Source organism: Bradyrhizobium sp. Kon10 (genome assembly GCF_055807395.1).
On record NZ_JBVVOZ010000028.1, the window covers coordinates 35,788 to 51,376 of the forward strand.

Below are 15,589 nucleotides of genomic sequence, written 5' to 3' on the forward strand. Positions count from 1 at the left end.
CATGTCCGTTGCCCACGACGCCCGCGTCCAAGCCCACGTCCAGGTCCACAAGCCAGCCTCGACGGCTCAAGCTCCGGCCGCTCGCCGATGGCCGGACATCAACGATCCCGCAGCCTGGATCGTGGCGATCATCCTGCTGGTCATGCCGCTGATCGCCAACGGCTTCTTCCTGATCGAGATCTTTGCGACGACGCTGGTCCTCGGCACCATCGCGCTCAGCCTGATGTTTCTCGCCGGCTATGGCGGCATGGTCAGCCTGATGCAGCTCACCATCGCGGGCCTTGCAGCCTACATGGTCGCGGTGTTCGGGGTCAGCGGCAACCCCAATATCAGCCTGGGTTGGCCGTGGTGGCTTGCCGTCCCGATGGCGCTCGCGCTCGCGACCCTGTTCGGAACGCTCGGCGGCGCGCTCGCGGTGCGCACCGAGGGCATCTACACCATCATGATCACGCTCGCGATCGGCGCGGCCTTCTATTACTTCACCAACCAGAACTGGGCCATCTTCAACGGTCACACCGGGATCAATACCGTCGCGACGCCACACTTCTGGGGTGTCAATTGGCGCGATGATATTCCCTTCTATTACATCGTGCTCGCCGTCGCCGCGCTCTGCTATTTCGCGGTCGACTATATCTCCCGTGCCCCGTTCGGGCTGGCGCTCCAGGGTGTGCGCGACAATCCGCGCCGCATGGCCGCGCTCGGCTTCAACGTCAATGCGCACCGCGTCGCGGCCTATGCGGTCGCCTCCTTCATCGCGGGGCTCGCCGGCGTGCTCCAGGTCTGGAACTACCGCCAGATCTCCCCCGGCTCGGTCAGTGTCGGCGCCTGCATCGACGTCCTGATCATCGCCGTCGTCGGCGGCATCACGCGGCCGATCGGCCCCTATATCGGCGCGCTGGTCTTCGTCCTCCTGCGCACTTTCGCGCTCGATTTCCTGGTCAAGATCGGTCTCGACGGTAATCGCTTTCGCTTGCTGATCGGGCTTGGCTTTCTCGCCATCGTGTTCTGGTCGTCGGACGGAGTCATCGGGCTGTGGCAACGCTGGCGCCAAAGTCGGCGTCGACAAGCCGACCGCCCGGGCGGAGGGCGCGGCCATGGATAGCGTCGCGCAACGCCTCTCCGTGGTCGGTGCCGGCGCCGCGCTGGAACTCCGCGGCGTCACACGGCTGTTCGGCGCGCTCGCGGCGCTGACCGACGTTACCATCACCGTGCGCCCGGGCGAGCGCCGCGCCGTGCTCGGTTCCAACGGCGCCGGCAAGACCACACTGTTCAACTGCATCACCGGCGACTTCCCGCCCTCCTCCGGCACGATCCGCTTCTTCGGCGAGGACGTCACGCATTTTCCGCCCTATGAGCGCATCCGGCGCGGGCTGCGACGGACCTATCAAATCTCTGCGCTGTTTCCCGGCCTCACTGTGCAGGACAATGTCTATCTCGCCTGCTGTGGGGTCTCGCGCGGACGATTCTCTTTCCTCCGTCCCGGGCAGAACGATGCCCTGATGCACGCCGCCGACAATCTGGTGCAGGCTGTGCATCTGGCAGCGGTGAAGGACCAGCGCGTCGCGGAGCTCGCCCACGGCCAGCAGCGCCAGCTCGAGATCGCGCTGGCCCTTGCCGGCGCGCCGCGCTTCGTGCTGTTCGACGAGCCGGCCGCCGGACTCTCGCCGACCGAACGGGCGGAGCTGGTCGAGATCCTGACCTCGCTCCCCGCGCATATCGGCTACATCATCATCGAGCACGACATGGACGTGGCGTTGCGCGTCGTCGAGAGCGTGACGATGATGCACAACGGCCGCATCTTCAAGGAGGGCGTGCCGGAAGAGATCCAGTCCGATCCCGAGGTGCAGGAGCTTTATCTCGGAGGCGGCCATGAATGAGGCCCGCCGCAGCAGCGCAGCCCTCGAGGTCCGCGGCCTCGATGTTTATTACGGCCATTCGCACGCACTGCAGGGCGTCGACCTCTCGCTCGATGCCGGTGTGTTCTCCGTCGTCGGCCGCAACGGCATGGGCAAGACCACGCTGTGCAAGGCCATCATGGGCTTGGTTCCGGTGAGCGGCGGCTCGATCCGCGTCCGTGGCGAGGACATCACACGACGGCCGCCAGCCCACATCGCGCGTCTTGGCGTCGGCTATGTGCCGCAGGGCCGCCGACTCTGGCGCTCGCTCAGCGTCGACGAACATCTGCGGCTCGCCGGTGGGATGCGGTCCGGATCCTGGACCGTCGAGCGGATCTACGACACCTTTCCACGACTTGCCGAACGCAAGGACCATGGTGGCGGCCAGCTCTCCGGCGGCGAGCAGCAGATGCTCGCGATTTCCCGCGCGCTGCTGACAAATCCGCAGCTCCTGATCATGGACGAGCCGACCGAGGGGCTTGCGCCCGTCATCGTCGCCCAGGTCGAGGAGATGCTGCTGCGGCTCGGCGACGATGACGACATGTCGGTGCTCGTGATCGAGCAGAACATCGGCGTGGCGACCGCGGTCTCGCGCAACGTCGCGATCATGGTCAACGGCCGCGTCAATCGCATCATCGACTCCGGCCGGCTCGCCGCCGACCGCGAGCTCCAGCAGCGCCTGCTCGGCGTTGGCTTGCATGCCGAACTTACGCCTGATCTCGACCTGCCGGCGGCAGGCGCCGAGACGAAGACGGTCCCACAGCCCGCCCGACCGACCGGCCCGATCCGGGTCTACATCTCCAACCCAACGCCACCGACACGCTGGTCCCAACCCGCCCCGATCGCACGGATCGAAGCAGCGGCACGCACGCTCTCGACGCAGGTTGCGCGCCTCGACGAGACGGCGCGACGCAAGCGCGAGCCGGCGACGTCGCAGTCCTCGGGGCCGCCAATCGTCCTGGTGGTCGGCACGCTCGACACCAAAGGCACCGAGCTGCGCTTCATCCGCGACATCATCGCCGCGAACGGGTTGCGCACCCGGCTGGTCGATGTCTCCACCAGCGGCAAGCAGGCAAGCTGCGACGTCTCCGCGCAGGAAATCGCGCTCAACCACGGCCGCGGTGGTTCGGCCGTGTTCGGGCCCGATCGAGGAGCCGCAGTCACCGCCATGGCGGATGCGTTCGCCAACTGGCTGCGGCGCCAGGGCAACATCGCCGGCGTGATTTCGGCCGGCGGCTCGGGCGCGACATCGCTGGTTGCGCCGGGCATGCGCACCCTGCCCGTCGGCGTGCCCAAACTGATCATCTCATCCGTCGCCTCCGGCGATGTCGGACCCTACGTCGGTCCGGCCGACATCACCATGATGCACTCGGTCACGGACGTTCAGGGGCTCAACTCGATCTCGCGCGCAGTGCTGTCGAACGGCGCCAACGCCATCGCCGGCATGGTCAGGGCGCAGCTCGATCAGCGCGAGGCCGGGGAGCGCGCTGCCAGCGCCAGCTCGCCGTCGGTCGGCATCACCATGTTCGGCGTCACGACGCCGGCCGTCCAGAAGATCGCAGCCGATTTGGGCGATGACTTTGAATGCCTCGTCTTCCACGCCACCGGCGTCGGTGGCCGCTCGATGGAAAAGCTCGTCGAGTCCGGCCAGCTCGCAGCCGTCATCGATCTGACCACAACCGAGATCTGCGACCTCCTGATGGGCGGTGTGTTTCCGGCCACGGACGATCGCTTCGGCGCGATCATCCGCACCCGCGCGCCCTATATCGGCTCGGTTGGCGCGCTCGACATGGTCAATTTTGGCGCGCCCGAAACCATCCCCGAACGCTACCGCACGCGAAAATTTCACGTCCACAATCCGCAGGTGACGCTGATGCGCACCACGGCAGAGGAAAACGAGCGGATGGGCCGCTGGATCGGCGAGCGGCTCAACCAGATGGACGGGCCGGTGCGCTTCTTCCTGCCCGAAGGCGGCGTCTCCGCACTCGACGCCCGCGGCCAGCCGTTCTGGGACCCGGAGGCCGACACCGCCCTGTTCCGCGCGCTGGAGCGTACGGTGCGGCAGACCGGCAACCGTCAGCTCATCCGCGTCAAGCAAAACATCAACGATCCCGAGTTCGCCTCGACCATCGTGAGCGCGTTCCGAACGCTGTTCGGTCGTGCCGGGGCGCGCCGGAGGCTAGTGAGGTGACCGATGGCCCGGTTTGAACGCGCGGTACTCCTGAGGCGATTTCGCGAGATGGCGAAGCGCGGCGAGCCCATCGTCGGCGGCGGCGCCGGCACCGGGCTGTCGGCCAAATGCGAAGAGGCCGGCGGCGTCGATCTCATCGTCGTCTACAATTCCGGCCGCTATCGCATGGCGGGCCGCGGCTCGCTCGCCGGACTGATGGCCTATGGCGACGCCAACGCCATCGTACTGGAGATGGCTGGCGAGGTGCTGCCAGTGGTCAGCAAGACGCCGGTGCTCGCGGGCGTCAACGGCACCGACCCGTTCCGGGACATGGACGTGTTCCTCGACCAACTGAAGGCGCTCGGTTTTGCCGGCGTGCAGAATTTTCCGACCGTCGGTCTGATCGACGGCATTTTCCGCGCCAATCTCGAAGAGACCGGCATGTCCTATGCGCTGGAGATCGACATGATCGCCAAGGCGCGCGAGAAAGACTTGCTGACGACACCCTACGTGTTCAGCGAGAAGGAAGCCGCCGCGATGGCGATCGCCGGCGCCGACATCATCGTCTGCCATCTCGGGCTCACCACCGGCGGCTCGATCGGCGCGCAGACCGCACTGAGGTTGCAGGACTGCCCGGCGCGGGTCGACACCTGGGCGTCAGCCGCGCTGAGCGTCAATCCGGACATTCTGGTGCTTGCTCACGGCGGTCCGATTGCTGAACCCGCGGATGCCGATTTCATCATGAAGAACACCCGTCATTGCCACGGCTTCTACGGCGCCTCCTCGATGGAGCGGCTGCCGGTGGAACGTGCGCTGACGGATCAGGTCCGAAAATTCAAGGCGATCGGCGCGCGATAACGCCGGAACGATTGAGGGAGGGAAACATGTCAGGGATCCTGGTCGGCGAGCTCATCCTCTGGCTGATCGTCGCGATCGTCTTGATCGTGGTCGGCGTCTACATCGTGAACTGGCTCTATCACCGCTCCTCCAAAGAGACGTCGTTCGTCCGGACCGGCTTCCTCGGCGAACGCGTGGTGATCAACGGCGGCGCCTTCGTCCTGCCGTTCGTCCACGATTACACGCCGGTCAACATGAACGTGCTGCCGATGGGCGTCGTGCGCTCCAGGCAGGACGCGGTGATCACCCGCGATCGGATGCGCGTCGACATCGAGGCCGATTTCTATGTCCGCGTCCAAGCCACCCGCGAAGCGGTTTCCATCGCAGCCGCCACACTCGGCCGCCGCACCATGGAGCCGGAGCAGCTTCATGCGCTTCTCGCCGGCAAATTCATCTCCGCGATCCGTTCGGTCGCCTCCGAAATGACGCTGGAGCAGATGCATGAGCAACGGGGCGAGTATGTCGCCCGCCTCAAGGCGAACGCGGCGGAGGCTCTCGCCCAGAACGGACTTGAGCTGGAATCGGTCGCGATCACCGATCTCGATCAGACCGACCTTGAATTCTTCAATCCCTCGAACCGCTTCGATGCCGAAGGTCTGACCCGCCTGATGGAGGACATCGAGGCCAAGCGCAAGCTGCGCAACGACATCGAACAGGACTCGATGATCCGGATCCGCACCCGCAATCTGGAAGCCGAGCGGCAGGCGCTCGACATCGAGCGCGAGAGCGAAACCGCGAGATTGGAGCAGGAACGCGACATCGAAATGCGCCGCGCGCTGCAACGGACCGAAGTCGCCCGCGAACGCGCGCTCCGCGAGACCGAGGCCGAGCAGGCCCAGATCTCGGCGCGCGAAGCCATCGAGCGCTCGCGGATAGCCAATGAGCAGGCGATTGCGGAGGCTCGCATCGCCTCCGAGCGCGAGACCCGCCAGAAGGAGATCGAGCGCACCCGCACCATCGAAGAGAAGGAGCTGCTGGCGCGCGAGGAGATCGAGAAGACCCGGATTGCCAACCAGCGCTCGATCGACACGACGCGAATTGCATCGGAACGCGAAGTCCGCCAGCACGAGATCGAGCGGATGCGCACCGTGGAGGAAGCCGAGATCGCCGCCCGCGAGGCGGTCGAGAAGGCCCGGATCCAGCAGGACCGCGTCGTTACCGACGCCCGCATTGCCAATGAGGAAGAGACGCGGCGCCGTGAGATCGAACGCACCCGCGCTGTTGATGAGGCCGAGATCGCCGCCCGCGAGGCCACCGAAAAGGCCCGCATCGCCCAGACCATGATCGTCAATTTGGAGCGCATCTCCTCCGACGAGCGTACCCGCGCCCTGGAGATCCAGCAGGTCCGCACCATCCAGGAGGCCGAGATCGAGGCGCAACGCTCCGTCGAGGCGGCCCGCATCGCCCGTGAGCGGACACTCGCGGCCGAGCGCATCGCCGCCGAGCAGAACACCCGGCAGCTGGAGATCGAGCGCAACCAGACGCTGGACGTCGCCGGCATCGCGGCGCGTGAGACCACCGAGGCTTCACGCATTGCCCAGGAAGAGCGCGTCCGCTCACTGGAGATCGCCCGCAACCGCGCCGTCGAGGAAGCGGACATCGCCTCCCGCGAGGCGATCGAGGCTGCCCGCATCGCGCAGGAGAAGACCGTTGCGGCCGAACGGATCCAGGCCGAGCGCGACACGCGTTCGCTCGAAATCGAGCGCACCGGCGTGCTGGAGGCAGCCGAGCTGAAGCGGCGCGACGCCATCGAGCGCCAGCGTATCACCGTCGATCTCGCCCTCGAAGCGGAACGGATCACGTCGTCCAAGAAGCGCGAGGTTCTCAACATCGACCACAAGAAGGCGATCGAGATCGCGGACGAGGAGCGCGTCATCGCGCTCGCGGCCAAGCGTTCCGAGCGCATCGATGCCGACCGCCAGGTCAAGCAGGCCGAGATCGTCGCCCGCAAGGAGGTGGAGACCACGGATGTCTCCCGTGAACAGGCGCTTGAAACCGCCCGAATCGAGCGCCGCCGCGCCATCGAGCAACTCGAAGTCGCCCGCGTGCAATCGCTCCAGGAGGCCGAGATCGCCTCCCGCGAGGAGGTCGAGCGCGCCCGCATCTCCTCGGACCGCGGCCTCGACGAGGCCCGCATCGGCCGCGAGCGCGAGCTGCGCAAGCTCGAGGTCAACCGCGAGAAGGAGGTCGAGACCGTCCTGATGGAGAAGGCGATCGCGATCCACACCAAATCGCTGGAGGAATCGGCGGCCAAGGCCACCGCGGAGGAAGCGCGGATGCGGGCTACGGAGGCGACCGAGCGCGTCATTACCGCGCGCGAGAGCGAGATCGCCAAGCGGCGCAGGACCGTCGAGGTGATGCTGGCCGAGAAGCAGGCCGAGGAAACGCGCATCGCCGCTGAAGCCGAGCGCGTCCGCGCCGCCGTCGAGGCCGAAGCGCAACGCATGCTGAACGAAGCCGAGAACGTGCTCACCGATCAGGCGCGTTACTCGCTGTTCCGCCGAAAGCTGCTCGACCGCATCGAGGGCATCGTACGCGAGAGCGTCAAGCCGATGGAGAAGATCGAAGGCATCCGCATCCTCCAGGTCGATGGCCTCAACGGCAACGGCCATGGCGGCAATGGCGGCCGCAGCGCCACCGACGAGGTGATCGACTCGGCGCTGCGCTACCGCGTGCAGGCACCGTTGATCGATTCGCTCCTGGCGGACATCGGCGTCGAAGGCGGCAGTCTTGCAAAAATGCCAGGCCTGATCCGCGAAGCCCGCGACATGCAGGGCATCAAGGAGTCCGCGCGCAAGAGCGGCGGCGGCGACAAGGCGGCCGTCGCCCCCCCTGCGAGTGAGGGCGGCGGCGAATTGCCAGCCGAGCGCGGTCCGCGGAAAAAGAGCTGAGGTCGCACCATGCCACGCGTCTACGTCTCCACCGTCGTCAATGCGCGCAACGACCGCGTCTGGGCCCGGGTGCGCGACTTCAACGGCCTGCCGAACTGGCACCCGGCGATCGCGGAAAGCCGTATCGAAGGCGGCGAGCCCTCCGACAAGATCGGCTGCGTCAGGGATTTTCGCCTGCGCAATGGCGACCGCATCCGCGAGAAGCTCCTGGGCCTGTCCGATTACGACATGTTCTGCACCTACTCGATTCTCGAATCTCCGATGGGCGTCGACAACTACGTTGCGACCTTGCGGCTCACGCCGGTCACCGACGGCGACCAGACCTTTATGGAATGGACCGCCGAATTCGACTGCGCGCCGGAGCGGGAAACCGAGCTGGTCGGCAACATTGGCGGCGGCGTGTTCCAGGGAGGCTTCGACGCCCTCAAGCGTGTGTTCGGAGGCTGAGTGGTGCCGCACATCGTCAAGAGCACCATCCTGGATGCGCCGAGCGACGCGGCGTGGTCGGTGTTGCGCGATTTCAACGGGCACGACCGCTGGCACCCGGCGGTCGCGACGTCCTCCATCGAACGTGCGCAGTCTTCCGACAAGATCGGCTGTGTCCGGCGCTTCAAGCTGAAGGACGGCTCGGAGCTGCGCGAGCAGCTGCTGGCCCTGTCCGATCTCGAACAGACCTTCAGCTACTGCCTGCTCGACACCCCGATCCCGATGTTCAACTACGTCGCCCATGTTCGCCTGCTGCCGGTGACCGACGGCGACCGCACCTTCTGGCACTGGGAATCGCGCTTCACGACCAAGCCGGAAGACACGGACCGCATCACCCACATGGTTGCGGAAGACATCTACCAGGCGGGATTCGAGGCGATCCGCCGCCATCTGAAGGAGGCCGCCTAGCATGGCCGTGATCGTGAAAACATTCGCCAACGCCAGCGAGGCGGCCGCCGCGCTGTCCTCGGAGCGCAGCGCACGCTATCTCGGCGGCGGCACGCTGGTGATGCGGGCGCTGAACGAGGGCGACGTCTCGGTCTCGACCGTCGTCCGCGCCAGTGACCAGGCGCTGACCCGGATCGATGCATCGGGCCCTCGGGTCACGTTGGGGGCCGGCGTCACCTTCGGACGGATCCTCACTGAGCGCGATCTCGCCTTCCTGCACGCCCCTGCCCGCTCGATCGGCGGCCCCGCCGTCCGCAACATGGGCACGGTCGGTGGCAACCTGTTCGCGCCCATCCCTTACGGCGATTTCACCGTGGCACTGCTGGCGCTCGACGCGACCGTCACCGTGCAAGGCGGCTTCGGGTCGCGCGACATTCCGATCGAGGAATTTCTTCAGGCGCGCGACCGGCAGTCCGGCACTCTGGTCCTGTCGGTGTCCTGTACCCGGCCGGCGAGCACCGAGGCATTCCGCTATCGCAAGATCGCCCGGATCAAGCCGAAGGGCGGCTCCGTGATCACGATCGCCGCGCACCTGCCGATCTCGGGCGGTCGCATCGCCGGGGCGCGCATCGCGCTGGGCTCGATGGCGCCGACGCAGATCCGCGCTCGCGCCGCCGAGCGCGCGCTGGAAGGCCGTTCGCTGGATGGCGCGACGATCGCGGCCGCGGCTTCGGCCGCCGGCGAAGGAACATCCCCGGCGGACAACGCGCTCGGCAGCGCCTGGTATCGCCGCGAGATCGTCGGGGTGCACCTGCGTCGCCTGTTGTCCGGCCAGGAGTGACCGCGATGTCCAAAATCCCCCTGCAATTTCGTCACAACGGCCGCGACGTCGCGATCTTTGTGGAAGGCGGCACCAATCTCCTCGTTGCACTCCGCGAACTGATCGGCGACATGACGCCCAAGTTCGGCTGCGGCCAGGGCGGCTGCGGCGCCTGCAGCGTGTTGATCGACGGCGAACTCCACTTGTCCTGCCTGACGTTGGCGGAGACGGTCGCGGGCCGTTCCATAGAAACTCTCGACGGTATGAAGCAGGGTCCCAACCTGCATCCGCTTCAGCGCGCGTTCGCCGACCACTTCGCGGCCCAATGCGGCTATTGCACCCCGGGCATGCTGATGGCGGCGAAGGCCCTGCTCGACCGCACCCCCGCTCCGAGCCGCGCCGAGATCGTCGAGGCGATCTCCGGCAACATCTGCCGCTGCACGGGCTATGAGCCGATCATCAATGCGATCCTCGCCGCCGCGGGCGGCCGGGCCAGCGCCTGAAGGACCCGACCATGCTGGAACTGCGCAAGGACATTTTTGCCGACGAGCGCGACGATAACCTCAAGGAGATCGGCAAGGGCACGCAGCGTCAGGACATGCTCGGCCACGTGACGGGCACGTCGAGCTATTTCAATGACCATCAGCTTCAGGGCATGCTGCACCTGAAGGTGGTGCGCTCGACCCAGGCGCACGCCAGAATTCGCCGCATCGACACCACCGAGGCCGAGCGATCGGCTGGCGTGCGCCGGATCATCCGCGGCGCCGACGTGCCGCGCAACCTCAACACGCTTTTGAGCCTGATCAATTTCGGCAACGACGACGAGCCGTCGCTTGCGGTCGACAAGGTCCGCTACAAGGGCGAGCCGATCGTCGCCATCGTTGCCGATAGCGAGCGCGAAGCATTCGAGGCGATTGCAAAGATCAAGGTCGATTATGAACCGCTGCCAGCCGTGTTCGACGTCGAAGATGCGCTGAAGCCCGGCGCGCCCGTGGTCAACGAGACCTATCCCAAGAACACATTCACCTATCACGAGACTTATGACCACCAGAAGCTCCGCTTCGGCGACGCCGATGCGGCGCTGGCGAGCGCCGATCATGTGCTGGAGCAGCGCTACCAGATGTCGCCGATCGAGCACGCGCCGACCGAGACCAATGGTGCGATCGCCGCGCCCGATACCAACGGCCGCTATCTGGTCTACACCTCGACCCAAGCGCTGTTCTTTTCGGTCGACACCTGCGCCAAGATCCTGGACGTCCCGTCCAACACCTTCCACTTCATCGGCGGCACCGTCGGTGGCGGGTTTGGCGGCAAGGTCGATACGCTGACCGAGCCGCTCGCGATCCTCGGCGCGATGCTGACCGGGCGACCCGTGCGCTACGTGTTCGGCCGCGAGGAGGAGATGCAATACGGTCCGCCGCGCGGCGCCGAGCGCATCTACATCAAGGACGGGGTGATGCGCGACGGCCGCATCGTCGCGCGCAAGATCACTGCCTATTTCGACAGCGGCGCCTACACGCGGCTGTCCAGCTACGCCGCCGTGAAATGCGCCGCGCACCTGCCGGGCCCCTACACCATCCCGAACGTCTATGGCGACGTCTATTGCGTGTTCACCAACCGTACGCCGGCCACCGCCATGCGCGGCTTCGGCGTCACCGCGATGGACTTTGCGATCGAGTGCCAGATGGACAAGCTGGCGAACCTCGTCGGCATGGACCCGATGGAATTTCGCATCCTCAACGCCTATCGCGACGGCGACATGAAGGCGCACCGGCGCGAGGCCAAGAACACGGCACTGATCGAATGCGTCCAGGTCGCGGCCGAAAAGGCCAAATGGCCGATTCGCGACGAATTCAGGCGGGCATCCTCACGCAAGGACGGCGGCGGCAGCCGCGCAGCCATTCCACCGACCCCGACCGCTTCGCGCGCGGCGCCGACGGCGGCGGCGCAGCAGCGCACGAGCTACGACCGGCTCCCGCCCACAATCACCCGCGAACCGCCGCGCGAGCCGCCACCCCCGGCTCCCCCGCCGCCCTCGCCGCGGCCGGCCGCGCCCTCGCATGGCGCGACGCGTTTTTCCTCCGTCTTTGGCACCAGGAGGCGCTAGATGACCCGGCATCGCGGACGCGGCATGGCGTCGATCAACTATCCCATCGGCATGAACCTCGGCGGCGATCCGAGCCAGGCGCTGGTGCATTCAAATCCGAGCGGCAAGTTCACCGTGGCGCTGTCGTCGATCGACCTCGGCCAGGGCATGAAGTCGGTGACGCGGCAGATCTGCGCGGAGACGCTGGGCGTCCCCGTCGAGGACGTCTATGTCGACACGGCGGACTCCGACACCGGGCCGCATTGCATGGGCTCATTCGCCTCGCGCGGCACCCATCGCGTCGGCAATGCCGTAATGGCGGCAGCACGCGAGGCGCGTGGCGTGATGATGGAGGCTGCGGCCGAAGAGTTGGAAGTCAACGCCGCCGATCTCGAGACCGACGGACGTGGCAACATCCACGTCAAGGGCGCTCCGCACCGTTCGATCTCGACCAAGGACGTTGCTATCGCGGCGCAGTTCAAGCAAGGCAAGACCATCTCGGGCCGCGGCATTTTCCTGGTGCCTCTGTCCGACGTCGATCCGGAGACCGGCGAGATGTCGCCGGCGACCTGCTACGCCCATGCCTGCCTCGTCGCCGAGGTCGAGGTCGACGACGAGACCGGTGAAGTCGCGATGGTGCGAATGGACTCGGCCTATGAGCTTGGTCGCGCGCTGAACCCGCGGCTGGTCGAGCAGCAGCTCGTCGGCGGCGCCTGGATGGGCATCAGCCACACGCTCTATGAGACAACCGAGCCCTATTATCCCGAACCCGTTCACGGCCCGCGCGACTTCGTCGAATATCTGATGCCCGGCCCCGGCGACATCTGCCCGCACGATATCGCCGTGCTCGAGCGCCCCGCTCCCGACGGACCGTTCGGCGCCAAGGGGCCCGGCGAGATGTGCGCCAACCCCGTACTGCCGGCCGTTGCCAACGCAATCTTCAACGCCGTCGGGGTGCGCATCGACGATCTCCCGATCACCCCGGAAAAAGTCCTGCGCGCGATCAAATCCCAAGGCGGTGCGCGGCCGCAGGCGCGGCGCTGAGGTCTGATCCATGGCCGTCCGCAGCAACATCGTCGGCATCGACAGCCCGGAGGCGCTGGAGAAGGCGCTACGCGCGGCCTATTATCTCGCCGACGAAGGTCTCGCGACCGCCGCCTATCTCGGTCTCGCGCTCGGCAAACCGTTGCTGCTCGAAGGCGCGCCGGGCGTTGGCAAGACCGAGGCCGCGAAGGCGATCGCCGCCGTGCTCGGCCGCCGGTTGATCCGGCTGCAATGCTACGAGGGCATCGATGCCTCCGCCGCGCTCTACGAATGGAACTATCCGCGTCAGATGCTCGCGATCCGCCAGGCCGGCGACGAGAGTATCGACATCTACGGCGAGAGCTTCCTGATCGAGCGGCCGATGCTGGCAGCGCTGCGCGCGCCCGACTCCACGGTACTGCTGATCGATGAAATCGACCGCGCCGACCAGGAGTTCGAGGCATTTTTGCTCGAGTTCCTGTCAGACTTCCAGATCTCGATTCCCGAGCGCGGCACCGTGCGCGCCGCGGAACGCCCGGTCGTGGTGTTGACGTCCAACCGCACCCGCGACCTGCATGAAGCCCTGCGGCGGCGCTGCGTCTATCACTGGATCGACTATCCGACCGCCGAGCGCGAGGCGCGCATCGTGATGATGCGAGCCTCCAGCGTCGCCGAGGCCACCGCGCGCGCGGTGGTGGCCGCGGTGGAAAAGCTGCGGCGCGAGCCGCTGAGCAAGGCGCCCGGCATCGCGGAAGCCGTCGACTGGGCCGAGGCGGCGACGCTGCTGCACAAGGGCGGCGCGCGCTGGCCCGACGCCTTCAAGCGCTCCATCGGCGTCGCACTGAAGGACGAGGAAGACCTGCACTTCATCTCGCCCCGGCTCGACGCGATGCTGGCGGAGGCGACTGCATGAGAAACGAGAACCAGCTGCCGCGGGCGGCCCGCATCTTCGTCTCGTTCGTTTCGCTGCTCCGCACGAACGGCTTCGCCGTAGCACCGGAACAGACCACCATTTTTCTCGCGGCCATCGAACTGCTCGGCCCACGCGGCCTCGGCGATGTCAGGCAGGCGGCGCTCGCCACCCTCGCCCCGCCTCCCGAGCGACGCGCCACCTTCGACCGCCTGTTCGATCTGCACTTCCGCGGCAGCGAAGCCATCGAGCATGCCGACGACGGCGAGGACGACGAGACCGTCCGCCTCCAGGAGGAAGGCCGCGGCGAGGAAGAACCGCTGTTCTCAGGTGAGGCCAACGAATCCGGCCTCAGCGCGACCCGCACCGAGGCCCTGGTCGAGCGCCGCTTCGCCCAGCTTTCAACGGCAGATGCGCTGCGGCGCCTGGCGCGCGAGGCCCCGAGGCGTCTGCCGCGGCGGCGCGGGCACCGGCGCATGCGCGCCCGCCGCGGGCCGTTTGCGGACCTGCGCCGTACCTTGCGCGATTCCGTCCGCAGCGACGGCGAGATCTTGCGGCTCGGTCACCTGAAACGCAGACAGCGCCCGCGGAAGATATTGCTCCTGATCGACGTCTCCGGCTCAATGAAGAGCCGCACCGAAGACAACATGAAGCTTGCGCATACGTTGGTGCAGGTCGCGCCGAATGTCGAGGTCTTTACCTTCGGCACGCGGCTCACGCGCGTGACCCGCGCGCTGCGGCTGAAGCGGCGCGAGCAGGCGCTGAACGCGGCCGCGCATCTGGTCAGCGACTGGGACGGCGGCACCCGAATCGGCGATGCGCTTCAGGCCTTTCTCGCTGTGCCTCGATTTGGCGGCTACGCGCGCGGCGCTGCCGTGATCATCGTGTCCGACGGCCTCGAGCGCGGCGAGCCTGACGCACTGCGCGACGCGGCGGCAAAACTGTCGCGGCGGGCCTGGCGGGTGAGCTGGTTGACGCCGCTTGCGGCCGGCCCCGGCTTTCGCCCGCAAACCGAGGCGCTGGTCGCGATCGAGCGCTATGTCGACGACCTCGTCGATGGTGGATCGAGCGCGGCGATCGTGGCCCATGTGCTGGCATTGGGTCGAAGGAGAGTTGCGTGACCGAGATTGTCGACGGGCATCATCACATCTGGCGACAGGCCGACCTGCCCTGGCTGACCGGCCCGATGCAGCCGCGCATCTTTGGACCTTACGAACCGATCAGGCGCGATTATCCGATTCAGGAATATATCGAGGATCTCAAGGATACCGGCGTCTCCCGCTCGGTCTACGTGCAGACCAACTGGGCCAACGACCGTTTCGTGGACGAAGCAGCCTGGGTGCAGCACACCGCCGACGAACACGGTTGGCCGCACGCCATCGTCGCCTACGCCAATTTCGCCGTCGACGACGTGCGCCCGCAGCTCGACCGGCTCAAGCGCTATCCGCTGGTTCGTGGCATGCGAATGCAGCTGCACTGGCACGAAAACCCGCTTTATCGCTTCGCTGCAAAACCGGATCTGTGTGTCGATCCCACGATCCGACGCAACGTCGCGCGTCTCGCCGAATACGGCTGGAGCTTTGACTTGCAGGTGTTCACGCCACAGATGCCGGACGCGGCAGAGCTTGCCAACGCCTGTCCCAAGGTGACCTTCATCCTCCAGCATGCCGGCATGCTGGAGGACGTGTCGCCGGCGGGACGCGCCGCATGGCGCTCCGGAATGGCGCGGCTCGCGGCATGTCCGAACGTCGTGTCGAAGCTCTCGGGGCTCGGCACCTTCATTCATCGCAACGATCCCGACCACGTCGCGGCGGTGCTCACCGACACCGTGGCGATCTTCGGCGCCGAGCGCTGCTTGTTCGGCTCCAATTTCCCCATCGAGAAATTGTGGACCAGCTATCGCGAGCTCGTCGATGCTTTTCGTGCGGCGGCTGCCCCGCTGACTACCAAGCAACAGGACGCGATCTTCAGGACTACGGCAGCGCGCGTCTATCGGCTTTGAGAGACAAGAAACAAGATACGGA

General features: G+C 66.6%; 14 protein-coding genes. All 14 read left to right on the forward strand.

The features are described 5' to 3' along the window. The first annotated feature begins 1 nt into the window (after position 1). Genes AC0L2O_RS28530 through AC0L2O_RS28595 form a run of 14 tightly spaced genes read left to right on the forward strand, consistent with a single transcriptional unit; the run spans position 2 to position 15,567 of the window. Complete coding sequence (locus tag AC0L2O_RS28530; RefSeq protein ID WP_473372067.1) at positions 2–1,102, forward strand: branched-chain amino acid ABC transporter permease; 1,101 nt, start codon at positions 2–4, stop codon at positions 1,100–1,102. Next, on the forward strand, positions 1,095–1,877 hold the full coding sequence (locus AC0L2O_RS28535; protein WP_473372068.1) for an ABC transporter ATP-binding protein: 783 nt from the start codon (positions 1,095–1,097) through the stop codon (positions 1,875–1,877). Before AC0L2O_RS28530 ends, AC0L2O_RS28535 begins: the two co-directional genes overlap by 8 nt. Then, on the forward strand, positions 1,870–4,086 hold the full coding sequence (locus tag AC0L2O_RS28540; protein WP_473372069.1) for a Tm-1-like ATP-binding domain-containing protein: 2,217 nt from the start codon (positions 1,870–1,872) through the stop codon (positions 4,084–4,086). The genes AC0L2O_RS28535 and AC0L2O_RS28540 overlap by 8 nt, the downstream gene beginning before the upstream one ends. 3 nt (positions 4,087–4,089) lie before the next feature. After that, complete coding sequence (locus AC0L2O_RS28545) at positions 4,090–4,923, forward strand: phosphoenolpyruvate hydrolase family protein (RefSeq protein ID WP_473372070.1); 834 nt, start codon at positions 4,090–4,092, stop codon at positions 4,921–4,923. 26 nt (positions 4,924–4,949) lie between these two features. Then, positions 4,950–7,853: a flotillin family protein gene (locus AC0L2O_RS28550; protein ID WP_369724809.1), complete on the forward strand. Its 2,904-nt coding sequence runs from the start codon at positions 4,950–4,952 to the stop codon at positions 7,851–7,853. Between the two features lie 9 nt (positions 7,854–7,862). Then, positions 7,863–8,300, forward strand: coding sequence for an SRPBCC family protein (locus tag AC0L2O_RS28555; RefSeq protein WP_409189345.1), 438 nt, complete (start codon positions 7,863–7,865; stop codon positions 8,298–8,300). A gap of 3 nt (positions 8,301–8,303) precedes the next feature. Next, a complete protein-coding gene (locus AC0L2O_RS28560; protein ID WP_409189346.1) occupies positions 8,304–8,747 on the forward strand; it encodes an SRPBCC family protein in 444 nt (147 codons plus the stop codon). A gap of 1 nt (position 8,748) precedes the next feature. After that, the gene (locus tag AC0L2O_RS28565; RefSeq protein WP_409189347.1) at positions 8,749–9,567 is read left to right on the forward strand and encodes an FAD binding domain-containing protein; all 819 of its coding nucleotides are present in this window, start codon (positions 8,749–8,751) and stop codon (positions 9,565–9,567) included. Between the two features lie 5 nt (positions 9,568–9,572). Then, positions 9,573–10,049: a (2Fe-2S)-binding protein gene (locus AC0L2O_RS28570; RefSeq protein WP_369724817.1), complete on the forward strand. Its 477-nt coding sequence runs from the start codon at positions 9,573–9,575 to the stop codon at positions 10,047–10,049. An 11-nt stretch (positions 10,050–10,060) separates the two neighbouring features. Then, positions 10,061–11,653 (forward strand): xanthine dehydrogenase family protein molybdopterin-binding subunit, encoded by a 1,593-nt coding sequence (locus tag AC0L2O_RS28575; protein WP_473372071.1) that lies wholly within the window; start codon positions 10,061–10,063, stop codon positions 11,651–11,653. After that, positions 11,654–12,676, forward strand: a complete 1,023-nt coding sequence (locus tag AC0L2O_RS28580; RefSeq protein WP_369724819.1) for a xanthine dehydrogenase family protein molybdopterin-binding subunit — start codon at positions 11,654–11,656, stop codon at positions 12,674–12,676. Between the two features lie 10 nt (positions 12,677–12,686). Further along, on the forward strand, positions 12,687–13,568 hold the full coding sequence (locus AC0L2O_RS28585; RefSeq protein WP_369724820.1) for an AAA family ATPase: 882 nt from the start codon (positions 12,687–12,689) through the stop codon (positions 13,566–13,568). Next, positions 13,565–14,686, forward strand: coding sequence for a vWA domain-containing protein (locus tag AC0L2O_RS28590; protein WP_369724822.1), 1,122 nt, complete (start codon positions 13,565–13,567; stop codon positions 14,684–14,686). Before AC0L2O_RS28585 ends, AC0L2O_RS28590 begins: the two co-directional genes overlap by 4 nt. Beyond that, a complete protein-coding gene (locus AC0L2O_RS28595; protein WP_473372072.1) occupies positions 14,683–15,567 on the forward strand; it encodes an amidohydrolase family protein in 885 nt (294 codons plus the stop codon). The genes AC0L2O_RS28590 and AC0L2O_RS28595 overlap by 4 nt, the downstream gene beginning before the upstream one ends. Positions 15,568–15,589 lie beyond the last annotated feature (22 nt).

What these genes read in the sequence shown, in the direction of transcription:
- AC0L2O_RS28530 (WP_473372067.1), top strand. Translation starts at nt 2, where the DNA reads ATGTCCGTTGCCCACGACGCCCGCGTCCAAGCCCACGTCCAGGTCCAC.
- AC0L2O_RS28535 (WP_473372068.1), top strand. Translation starts at nt 1,095, where the DNA reads ATGGATAGCGTCGCGCAACGCCTCTCCGTGGTCGGTGCCGGCGCCGCG.
- AC0L2O_RS28540 (WP_473372069.1), top strand. Translation starts at nt 1,870, where the DNA reads ATGAATGAGGCCCGCCGCAGCAGCGCAGCCCTCGAGGTCCGCGGCCTC.
- AC0L2O_RS28545 (WP_473372070.1), top strand. Translation starts at nt 4,090, where the DNA reads ATGGCCCGGTTTGAACGCGCGGTACTCCTGAGGCGATTTCGCGAGATG.
- AC0L2O_RS28550 (WP_369724809.1), top strand. Translation starts at nt 4,950, where the DNA reads ATGTCAGGGATCCTGGTCGGCGAGCTCATCCTCTGGCTGATCGTCGCG.
- AC0L2O_RS28555 (WP_409189345.1), top strand. Translation starts at nt 7,863, where the DNA reads ATGCCACGCGTCTACGTCTCCACCGTCGTCAATGCGCGCAACGACCGC.
- AC0L2O_RS28565 (WP_409189347.1), top strand. Translation starts at nt 8,749, where the DNA reads ATGGCCGTGATCGTGAAAACATTCGCCAACGCCAGCGAGGCGGCCGCC.
- AC0L2O_RS28570 (WP_369724817.1), top strand. Translation starts at nt 9,573, where the DNA reads ATGTCCAAAATCCCCCTGCAATTTCGTCACAACGGCCGCGACGTCGCG.
- AC0L2O_RS28575 (WP_473372071.1), top strand. Translation starts at nt 10,061, where the DNA reads ATGCTGGAACTGCGCAAGGACATTTTTGCCGACGAGCGCGACGATAAC.
- AC0L2O_RS28580 (WP_369724819.1), top strand. Translation starts at nt 11,654, where the DNA reads ATGACCCGGCATCGCGGACGCGGCATGGCGTCGATCAACTATCCCATC.
- AC0L2O_RS28585 (WP_369724820.1), top strand. Translation starts at nt 12,687, where the DNA reads ATGGCCGTCCGCAGCAACATCGTCGGCATCGACAGCCCGGAGGCGCTG.
- AC0L2O_RS28590 (WP_369724822.1), top strand. Translation starts at nt 13,565, where the DNA reads ATGAGAAACGAGAACCAGCTGCCGCGGGCGGCCCGCATCTTCGTCTCG.